The organism is Ruegeria sp. BJ5 (assembly GCF_056537865.1).
In genome coordinates, this window is sequence record NZ_JBQFSH010000001.1 from 1,399,008 (window position 1) to 1,409,503 (window position 10,496).

Annotated in this window: 8 protein-coding genes and 1 tRNA gene; 8 read left to right on the forward strand and 1 reads right to left on the reverse strand. The window is 52.2% G+C overall.

Annotated features, from left to right (window positions below):
* Window positions 1-16: 16 nt before the first annotated feature.
* Window positions 17-490, forward strand: a complete 474-nt coding sequence (locus tag ACR0NY_RS06970) for an SH3 domain-containing protein (RefSeq protein ID WP_260066315.1) — start codon at window positions 17-19, stop codon at window positions 488-490.
* 9 nt (window positions 491-499) lie between these two features.
* On the opposite strand, the gene ACR0NY_RS06975 is transcribed toward ACR0NY_RS06970, so the two are convergent.
* A complete protein-coding gene (locus ACR0NY_RS06975) occupies window positions 500-1,408 on the reverse strand; it encodes a haloalkane dehalogenase (RefSeq protein WP_170368863.1) in 909 nt (302 codons plus the stop codon).
* Between the two features lie 89 nt (window positions 1,409-1,497).
* Between ACR0NY_RS06975 and ACR0NY_RS06980 the strand changes: the two genes are divergently transcribed.
* The 7 genes from ACR0NY_RS06980 (at window position 1,498) to ACR0NY_RS07010 (ending at window position 10,490) form a co-directional block, all read left to right on the forward strand.
* The gene (locus ACR0NY_RS06980; RefSeq protein ID WP_170368864.1) at window positions 1,498-2,487 is read left to right on the forward strand and encodes an NADPH:quinone reductase; all 990 of its coding nucleotides are present in this window, start codon (window positions 1,498-1,500) and stop codon (window positions 2,485-2,487) included.
* Window positions 2,488-2,577: 90 nt separating this feature from the next.
* A tRNA-Gln gene (locus ACR0NY_RS06985) sits at window positions 2,578-2,652 on the forward strand.
* A 667-nt stretch (window positions 2,653-3,319) separates the two neighbouring features.
* On the forward strand, window positions 3,320-3,493 hold the full coding sequence (locus ACR0NY_RS06990) for a hypothetical protein (protein ID WP_170368865.1): 174 nt from the start codon (window positions 3,320-3,322) through the stop codon (window positions 3,491-3,493).
* The gene (locus ACR0NY_RS06995) at window positions 3,483-5,507 is read left to right on the forward strand and encodes an AAA family ATPase (RefSeq protein ID WP_170368866.1); all 2,025 of its coding nucleotides are present in this window, start codon (window positions 3,483-3,485) and stop codon (window positions 5,505-5,507) included. Before ACR0NY_RS06990 ends, ACR0NY_RS06995 begins: the two co-directional genes overlap by 11 nt.
* Window positions 5,504-5,977 (forward strand): DNA phosphorothioation-associated protein 4, encoded by a 474-nt coding sequence (locus tag ACR0NY_RS07000; protein ID WP_170368867.1) that lies wholly within the window; start codon window positions 5,504-5,506, stop codon window positions 5,975-5,977. The genes ACR0NY_RS06995 and ACR0NY_RS07000 overlap by 4 nt, the downstream gene beginning before the upstream one ends.
* On the forward strand, window positions 5,978-8,140 hold the full coding sequence (locus ACR0NY_RS07005) for a DEAD/DEAH box helicase family protein (protein ID WP_170368868.1): 2,163 nt from the start codon (window positions 5,978-5,980) through the stop codon (window positions 8,138-8,140). It abuts the gene before it with no gap.
* Window positions 8,141-8,171: 31 nt separating this feature from the next.
* Window positions 8,172-10,490, forward strand: coding sequence for a DUF262 domain-containing protein (locus ACR0NY_RS07010; RefSeq protein ID WP_170368869.1), 2,319 nt, complete (start codon window positions 8,172-8,174; stop codon window positions 10,488-10,490).
* Window positions 10,491-10,496: the final 6 nt, after the last annotated feature.

Below are 10,496 nucleotides of genomic sequence, written 5' to 3' on the forward strand. Positions count from 1 at the left end.
AGTTCTGGCATTTCTAATCACGCTTCTGTTCCTGACAGGCGCAATCGCGCACGCGCAGGAAAAACGCGGGCAGGTGACGAACCTGCCTTTGCCGCGCTACGTGTCGATGAAGGCGGCCGAGGCGAACGTACGCCGCGGCCCTTCGCTGACTCATCGTGTTGACTGGGTTTTCAAGCGCCGCGGCATGCCACTTCAGGTGACGGCCGAATACGGCAACTGGCGCAAGGTTCAGGATCGCGACGGGGCTGGCGGATGGGTCCACTACGCACTGTTGTCAGGTGTCCGCACGGTTCTGATTGAATCGGACATGCTGCCGGTCTATGCCAGCCCCGACCCCAAATCCCCGGTCAACGCTCATTTCGAAACAGGCGTCGTGGCCCGCTTGGGCACCTGCACGGTGGATTGGTGCCGCATTTCGGCCGGTGGCTATCGCGGCTGGACCCTCAAAAGCAATCTTTGGGGCGTGGAGCCCGACGAAATCCGAGAATGAGACCGCTGCTCAGGCCGTCTCGCGGATGAAGGCCAGAACCGTTTCCGCAAGTTCCAGGGGCACGTCCTCCTGAAGGAAGTGACCGGCTTTCGGCACCACAACATGGTTCTGTCCCGCCGCACCGGGACAAAGTTTCTGAAAAACCCCATCCACCCCGGCCATAATCCTGTCCTCAGCACCAAAAGCCGTCAGGACAGGGGTTTGCAGACCGCGGATAACGTTCCAAGCCTGTCGGTTCGGTTCAGACTCGGGGTCGTCGGGGCGGTCAGGCACCAGCATCGGAAATTGTCGCGCCCCCGCCTTGAAACGATCGTCAGGGAACGGCGCGTCATAGGCGTCGACCTCGTCCTCGGTCAGCTTTGAAACCGTTCCGCCGTAGACGATGCGGCCGGCGCGGAAATCCGGCACCTCCTGGCTGAACTGTCGCCAGGCGGCAAACGCCTCGCCCAAGGGCTGGTCCCCGGTTGGTAAGGCCGTGTTGGCGACAACGACCCGGGCGAACCTGTCCGGCATCTCGGCCCACAGGCGCAACCCGATCAATCCGCCCCAGTCCTGACAGACCAGAGTGATGTCCCGCAGATCGAGTTGACGCAGAACGTCACCCATCCAGAAGACGTGGCGCGCATAGGTATAGTCGCCGCGCTCGACGGGTTTGTCGGATCTGCCGAAACCCACAAGGTCCGGAGCGATGACCCGATGACCCGCGGCGGCGACTGGCGGGATCATATGACGATACAGAAAAGACCAACTGGGTTCGCCGTGCATCATCAGTACAGGAACTGCCTTGCGCGGCCCCTCATCAAGATAGTGGACCCGCAACGCGCCGCCTTCAGTATCATCCACCTCAAGGTAGTTGGGTGCGAAATCATAGTCGGGCAGATTTTGGAACCGTTCGTCCGGTGTGCGCAACGCCTTCATACTCTGATCTCCCATGGTTTTTTGGCAGGCTAGCATTCCTGGCCCGCGACGATAGGGTGAACGTCACGACGCGACAAACCGGAGCCGCCATGAAAGCCGTCACCTATCAGACATTTGGACCCGCCGCTGATGTTCTATCCATTCAAGAACTGCCGGATACACCCCCGGGCCCGGGCGAAGTGACAGTTGCGCTGGCCTATTCCGGAGTGAACCCTTCGGACGTGAAGGCACGTGCGGGGGCACGGCCCGGGATCACCAAGCCGCCTTTCCCGGTAATCGTGCCGCACAGCGACGGTTCAGGTGTCATCTCGGCTGTCGGGCCAGGCGTTCCGGACTCGCGGGTGGGTCAAAGGGTCTGGATCTGGAACGGCCAGTGGGGCCGTGCGTTCGGGACGGCCGCAACCCAAATCACCCTGCCCTCGGAACAGGCTGTTCACCTGCCCGACACGGTCGCGCTGCAAACCGGTACCGTCCTTGGGATTCCCGGCCTGACCGCCAGCCACACCGTGTTTTCCGGTGGCCCGGTATCGGGTAAAACCCTGCTGGTTCACGGTGGTGCAGGGACGGTCGGATTCCTTGCCGTCCAGTTGGCCAAATGGGGCGGAGCAAAGGTGCTGGCCACAGCCAGTCCACGCAACTTCGAACGTGTGACAAAGGCCGGAGCCGATGCGGTACTGGATTACACGGCGACCGATTTGCCGGCACAGATCCTGGACGCCAATCAAGGGCGTCCGGTCGGTCGCATCGTCGATGTGGAGTTTGGCCAAAACGTCGAAACCAATGTTGCAGTTATCGCCGAAAGCGGCAGAATCAATGCGTATGGCTCGGCCCAGAAAATGACGCCGACGCTTCCGTTTTACCCGCTCATGTTCAAATCGGTGACGTTGGAAATGGTTCTGGTGTATCTGCTGCCGGCCGATCTGCGCAACGAAGCGATCGCGAACCTCCACCACGCGCTGGCCGACGGCGCGCTGAACTGCCCGATCCAAAAGGTCTATTCGATGGAAGAATGCGCCGCCGCACACCGTGCGGTCGAGGCCGGAAACCGAACCGGAGCGGTGCTGTTGGAGACCAAATAGATCGCCGCAAAAAAATTTTCGCGGGCCTCGATTTTTTGCGGGAAAGCACTTGAACACCGTCACCAACAATCGTAGATAGCCGCTCACCGTTGGGGTGTAGCCAAGTGGTAAGGCAGCGGTTTTTGGTACCGTGTATCGTAGGTTCGAATCCTACCACCCCAGCCACTAAATCTCTGAAAATCGTTGGATCAAGAGATTGGGCACTATTCATTTCGAACAGTGTGCCACAGTAATTGGGATCTGTACGGCAAAGCGCAAAACGACCTGCGCAAAAATTCCAAACGTTGAAGAGCCACCTATTTTGGCTCCAAATACTGCATGTTGATCTGGGGTTCGGCGAGCGTTGTTCGCTGCGCAAGTCGCGAATCGACCGCTTTCGGCTCGACATCAATCCATCTAGAGTTGTGAATATACAAGAGGTTTCAAAGAATTGAAGTGGTGCCCGGGGGCGGCATCAAATTCTCGGCGAATATCAAGTGTATACATGCTAGTGGGACTATGATTTGCCCCACGTTTTACTAGGTAATTTCGAGTAAGAGTCCCACTAGACTAGCCTAGATTGCCGCCCTGCGGGACGAGTTTCTTAAGCAGTGCCACTTCAATCGTCGTAGTTCCTTCCTTTTGTTGGGTGAGCTCTTGAAGGCGCAAGAAAAACGCATTGCCTTGGCAAGGCAGCAAGTTGCCTGACACTTAACAAACTAGACATTCTGCGGCACAGCGGCGGAACAGTGGTATTATTCATAACTTTCAACCGCTTAAAGAGACTCGCGAAGGTTGCAATTTTTCGACTGCTCTGCAATTCTACAGATCGTGGGCAGGAAGGATTGATATGGTGAGCGAGCAAGAAATACAGGACGACAAGCATGATCCCGTCATCCGGGAGATCATCGAGCTAGAGCGCAACTACTTTTTTGAGAAGCGCAACGTGAAGACAGAGCGGCAACGCAAGCTTCGCGAGATCATCGAGCGCCATACAAAACCGGGAGATGGTGCGAATGATTCTTGAAGAGATTCGACTGACTGATTTTAGATGCTTTTACGGTGACACGTTCATCCGGTTCTCTGAAGACCCAAATAGAAACGTCACACTAATTTATGCAGAGAACGGCGTGGGAAAAACTACGCTACTCAACGCATTGCTTTGGTGTTTCTACGGAGAGACGACTTCAAGGTTTGAAAAGCGCGAGGAAATTTTAAACTACGACGCAAAGAAGGCAGGTCGTAAAGTTGCTTCTGTCGAAGTGCTCTTCGAGCACAATGAAAGTCGATATATCGCCAAGCGATTTGCCAACATAAGTGCATCATCGGGGCGTGACTTTGTAGTCGCGAGGATTGACGACGGCAGTCAAATTACACTGGACTCGCCAGAGACTTTCATCAACACGGTTATTCCGCGAGAAATGGCTTCACATTTCTTATTCGACGGAGAACATGCCGAAGTATTTATCGGAGAGAATAACAGAAGATCGGTGGGTAGCGCTGTTCGAGACATCCTCGGTTGCTCGTTGATAGAGACGGCAATTGAAGACCTTAAAGCGGTATCGAACCACTTCCGAAAGCAAATTCCATCAACTGCGGCAACACGGAAAATCGAAGAGCTAAACAGCCGCCATGACGCTCTTTCCGGCCAGATTGATGCTGCCAAGGCAAGCATCATTGAGATGGAGAAAAAACGCGAGCAGACAGACGAGCAAATAAAAGATATTGATGCTAAGCTCCGGAATACAGCTGCAGCTAAAGAACTCCAGCAGAGTCGCGATAGACTATCGGGCCAGCTCCAGCGGGCGCAGCGCCGACAGAAGGAGTGTAGTGACGAAGTCTACAAATGGCTTGGGGAGAATGGGCGCTTCATAGTATCGAAGCGTATAACTGAAGAGACTTTCTCTTTTTTGGATGAAAAAGAACATCGCGGGCGCATTCCCTCACCGTACAATGAGGAATTTGTCAAAGATGTACTTGATGCTGAGGAGTGCATTTGTGGCGCTAAGTTGGAGCCTGGAAGCGCTGAGGCAAAAAAAGTTGCAAGTCTTCTTGAGAAGGCGGCAAACCAAGTCATGCGCGATCGTGTGTCGAAGGTTCGCGCAAGACTGACGACACTCAAAACCGAACGCGGCAAAGCACCAGGTCGTCTAACGAAAGCAAAAAAACAGCTTGCTGATGCTAATGACGAATTCGCAACGGCGGAAGCGCAGCTCGCGGAGATAAGTCAGAAGCTACAGGGCATTAATTTCGAAGACATCGCAGAACGTGAACGGAAGCGCAACGAGCTCCGGGACGAGCTTCGTGAGATTGACCGCCAGATCGGCGCATTCGATACAAAGATTAAGAGTGCAGAGCGCGAGAAAAACCAGATCGATGGTGAGATCAACGAGTTAGCCAAGCAGGATAAGCAGACTGCTATCTATGGTCGGCGCCGGAACCTGTGCGAAAACATCAAGGGCAAGCTTGAAACACAACTCGTAGCGGAAGAAGATCAAGCAAGACGGGTCCTTCGTGCCGGTATCAAACGCATCCTTGAAGCGACAACTAGAAAAGTTCTGAACTTGCGCATGACTGATGAGTACGTCATCAGCCTTGTTAACTCCGACGGGACTGCGCTTCCAAAATCGAGTGGTGAAAACCAACTTCTAGGACTTGCCTTTACCGCAGCTCTAGTTGAGTTCGCCAAGATACGACAGAATGCGCAAGACTATCGTCTTTTACCGGGTACGATTGCCCCGCTTGTGCTAGACTCACCGTTTGGTCAACTTGACGAGGCATATCGGGCTACAACGGCCGAGTTCGTACCAAAGATGGCACGCCAGGTTGTGCTACTAGTCTCAAAATCACAAGGCTCAGCAGAGGTACTTGAAGCGCTGAAGGATCACCTTGGGGCAGAATATCTTCTTGTTAGGCACAACACTGCCTCCGGTGGCGATCGCAAACCAGAAAGCCGATACTTCAAGGGCAAGGAATTCAGGACCGCTGTGTTCGATGCCGAGTTCGACGGCACAGAAATTGTGGAGATTACAGGCCCATGAGTTCACGCGCACCAAATATCAATAGAAGTCGCCTCCATGAAGACATGGTTCAGCGTCTCGCTATGCAAAAACTTCCCGAAACCGATCGGACGCTTTTTCCTACAATACGCGAACTCTTATGTTTCGCAGCCCTGCTCGGTTACTCCGAAAAGCGACGCGTTCCGCTCGACAAAGACGCCGGTGTCGAGGATGTGTCTTACCAACAGTTCGAGCGTGGTGATGCAGAAGACCTGATCTACCTTATCGCACTCGCCGAAACGAAAGACCCTGAGGTTCTCAAAGACGGAGAAGAAAGCCGATGCGCGGAAATCTTCGAGGAGTATGCGAATGGTGGTCTACAAATCATTGGTGAGGCTCTTCGGCGCGGCGGTGGCGAGTACCCTGATCGCGACATCCTGGAAATGCTGAAAGAAAGAGCATATCTAGGCGCAGATGAAGACGAACCTGACGTCTCGGGGATTACCTTTTGAATGTTGCGGGACCTGAGTTACAAGGGCGTCTACAAGTCCGACCTCGACAATATCTTGGAAGATTTCTATTTTCCGGCGCTGTCGGTCGCAAATTCATATGATCGCGCTGTCGGTTTTTTTTCTGCCTCCACAATTAGTTATGCAGCGCAGGCGCTTTCGACTTTTGTGAAGCATGGAGGGAAGATTCGTCTCATCCTAGGCGCATTTTCCGACACGCAAGACCTTGAGGCGGTCAAACAAGGGTACAAAGAGAAAGAGATTTCCGAAAAAGTCGGAAATGAGCTTCTCGAAATGATCAGCAACGTGAGCGATGAGCTGTTCCAAAATCGCTTTGATACACTTTCCTGGCTAGTGGCTCACGGTCGTCTCGATGTGAAGATCGCCTTGCGAGAACGCGGGATGTATCACGACAAGGTCGGCATCATCACTGATGAAGCGGGGGACCGTGTTGTCTTCGCTGGATCGGCCAACGAGAGCACGCATGCCCTTCTCCCAACGCACAACTACGAATCCATTAACGTTTTCCGCACATGGCTTCCCGAGCAGGCTGAGTTCTATGATCCCCACATCGAAAGCTTCGAAAGGCTATGGCGGAATGAAAGTCGTTCCACGGCAGTTATCGACATTCCGACGGCCGTGAAGGATAAACTTATCGCGACGGCTCGGGCGATGGATTATACGCCGGACCCCGAGATCGAGGCCGCGATTGCCGCCAGGATTCTGGCAAAGTCAGGTTCAGAACACAGTACGATTTCTGGGCAACCCCGGGAGCCAAAGACAATCAACGGGCAGCCATTCAAGATGCGCGATCATCAGATCGCAGCTCTTGAAGCGTGGAAAGCCAAAGGAGATTTTCAGGGAACCTTTGATCTCGCTACCGGCGCGGGTAAAACTATCACTGCCATTCATGCGATTGTAAAACTATCGGAGGCGATAGATGGTCTAGCTTGCGTGATTGCCGCACCATATCAGAACCTTGCTGACCAGTGGGTGGACATACTGGCGACTTTCAACATCTACCCGGTCAAGTGTTACATTTCCCGGTCTCAATGGGAGGGGAAGCTGCGCAACATGGTCCACGAGTTGACCATGGGTAGTCGAAAGTTTGGCGCTGTCGTTGTAGTTAATCGGACGCTCAAGAGCCCGGAGTTTCAAGACTGCCTTTCAAAGGTCAAAGGCAATCGACTGCTTTGGATTGGCGACGAATGTCACCACCATACCTCAAAAGCATATGAGGGGTTCCTACCGACGCATGCCCGATATCGCATCGGCCTGTCGGCCACGCCTCAGCACTATCTCGATGAAGAACGCAACGAGCGCCTGAACGAGTTCTACGGCGATATCGTATCCCGCTACACACTCAAACAGGCCATCAAAGACAAGGTGCTGACGCCTTACGTTTATTACCCGCACATCGTGGAATTCACGGAGGCCGAAGCTGACGAGTTCGTCGATCTTTCGGACCAGATCGGCCGCATCATGGCACGGCAGAACGGCAAGGCTAGCGAGATGTCGCCGCAGCTCACAGGGCTTCTGATGCGACGGGCGCGCTTGGTCGGCTCAGCGGCGAATAAGCTTCCTACGCTTCAGGCTGTGCTGACGGGCGAGAAACCGACACAACACACTCTGTTCTATTGCGGCGACGGCACGGTCGAGACGGATGAAGAACAGGCTGGGTTAGAAGACAGCGTCAGTGCAGGCAAGAGGCAGGTGGAGGCAGTGAGCGCTATGCTCCACGGCATGTCCTGGGACGTATCTCGCTTCACATCACGTGAATCTCGCAAGGACCGCGACAACATTCTTGAGAATTTCCGGCTCGGAATCATCGATGCAATGGTGGCAATCCGTTGTCTCGATGAAGGAATTGATGTACCCGCCTGTAGCACGGCCTATATTCTTGCTAGCTCTCGCGACCCCCGCCAATTTGTGCAGCGTCGTGGACGCATACTACGGCGATCTCCTGGAAAAGAACGGGCGCTTATCCATGATTTCATTGTTGTGCTTCCTGAAGCTTATGAGACAGGTTCGGACTATGCCAAACGTCTGATCAAATCAGAATTAGCGCGTGTCGCCGAATTCTCGTCGCTATCCGAGAATCGATCAGAAGCATACCATACGCTATCCCCTGTACTGCGAGCGTATGACCTAGAACATATGATCTGAAAACCATAATAACCTAGAATGAGGCAGAGAAATGTCCGTTGATATCGAAAGCATTTTTAAGGCAACAGCGCAAAGCTCTTGGGCTTTTTTAATCACAACAGGGCAAGGCTGCTATATTCCAGCATATCAGAGGCACTTTGCTTGGAGTTCTGAGAATGTTGATCGGCTTTTTGAGGATGCAATTCATGGCCTGCACCTACTGCAAAAAAGAGATAACACCATAAGCTTTCTAGGAACGATTATCGCAATTCACGACACGAAGCACGCGACGGTACAGCCGATTTACAAGACAGAAATGCCGTCTAAAGTCATGACCATAATTGATGGGCAGCAGAGAATAAGTACTTTTCTGATGATAAATGCTGCAATTTCCAACGTAACTTGTCGGCTACGCGCAAGCTTCCCCAAGAAACGTGAGCCTGCCTTTGATTGGTTGGAGGAGCAGCTACAAATCCAAGAAGCTCGCCTTAAGAAATCTTTGTTCCTCGATATGGAAACCGGTGATCCCGATCATCAGCACTATCCGAGGTTGGCCCGAGCATATGAGGATGTCTGGTCGAAGCGAGAGAGCCAGGCAAAGTACTCAAGCCCTATTTCTCGCTTGCTTTGGGAATATTTCTTGCACCTCAAGAGAGAACCAACAAAGATTTTTCGCTATGCCCCGAAGGATGATAATGGAGAGTTACTCCCACACTATCGCGTAGTATCCGATATCTTCAAACATATTCAGAAAAGAGTTAATGATATTTGCATCAAGAAACATGAGGAGAATGACTTTCCGGAACTTCTAGGTGTTATTCAAAATACGGAACTATGCGAGGCGATATGGGGCTTCGAGGTTCCGCAAGAAGTCATCGAGTTTGCGCGTGACGGAATTGAAGAAAAGAATTATGATATATTCTGTAACGCGCTTAGGCTCATTTTGTTAACAAAATACATGAGCGATCGCATGGCTTTCACGGTGGTAACAGCCGAAAGTGAAGACGACGCTTTTGATATGTTTGAGGCTCTAAATACGACTGGCGAACCGCTTACTGCATTTGAAACTTTCAAGCCGAAAGTCATCGAAGCCGAAGGAATGGCGAAATACGAGAAATCACCGTCCTTCGAATATGTAACGCAGATCGAATCTTATCTTGAAACATTCAAGAAAGCTGAGGAGCGTCAGCGGGCAACGTCTGTGATGCTAGTCCCATTTGCCTTGTCCGAAACAGGCGAGAAACTGCAAAAAAAGCTGGCGGACCAGAGGAGATGGCTCAGAGACCAGTTTGAGAGTGATGTCCTTGACAAAATCGAGGATAAGAGAGGCTTTGTAAGGAGGCTCTCTAGTCTCTCAAAGTTTTTGCAGGTTGTCTGGCGGCGAAAAGTTGACGAGCCTCTTGTCTTAAGGGGAAGCAATCAGCTTTTGCCCGACACGATCGTCGGATTGGATGTACTTCGTGAAATCGATCATAGCATCGTCGCGGCCCCGCTAGGGCGTTTCTTTGACGTTCTACAAACCGCAGAAGATGATGATGTGAAAAGCCGGTTTGAAGACTTTGAGGCAGCCCTTCGTTCAAGTATTGCGTTCTCTGTTATGTGGAGAGCCGCAATAGGGGGGACATCAACCACCATAGACACAAAATACAGGCAAGTTCTTTCCGAAAAAATTGATGGCAAGTATGGTCCTCTGGCAGTCAGGCCCAAAAAGCATACCGGCTCTGTATCAATCTCCAACTATAAGAAGTCCTTAATTCATTTTCTAGAAAAAGATACCATCTGGAGCAAAGCCGATTGGGTCGATGCTGTAATTAAGCAGCCAATATACAGTCAGAAAACGATTGCTAGGTTCCTTTTGTTCCTCGCCTCGCACGATGCGGTTACAGACAGCAAGGAACCTGGACTCATTGAACGTGGGCGCGCAGGGGTACTTCCACTCCTGACCACGCAACACTGGCATGATAAGAGCTACCTAACATTGGAGCACATAGCTCCACAGAGCAACTCTGGCGACTGGGAAGAAGAAATTTATGCCGACCCAGTTACCGTAGACTCGCTTGGAAACTTGACCCTACTCCCGGGGCCCGAAAACTCCATTGTAGGGAACAAGAAGTGGGAGCACAAAAAAGCATTGTATAGAATTCTCTCCGCCAAGAACGAAGAAGAGTTTAAGTCTAGGAAACATGAGTGCAGTAAAATCGGTCTTTCGATTAGTCTGAAAGCTCAAGACGTGCTTGACAATGCAAAGTATCTGCCAATGTGCGAAAGCTTGGCAGAAAAGACGGACACATGGGATGCTGACTTTATCGAAACTCGGTCAAAACGACTTGCTGAACTAGTTTGGGACCGACTGAGTAAATGGCTTGACTAGTGAGCA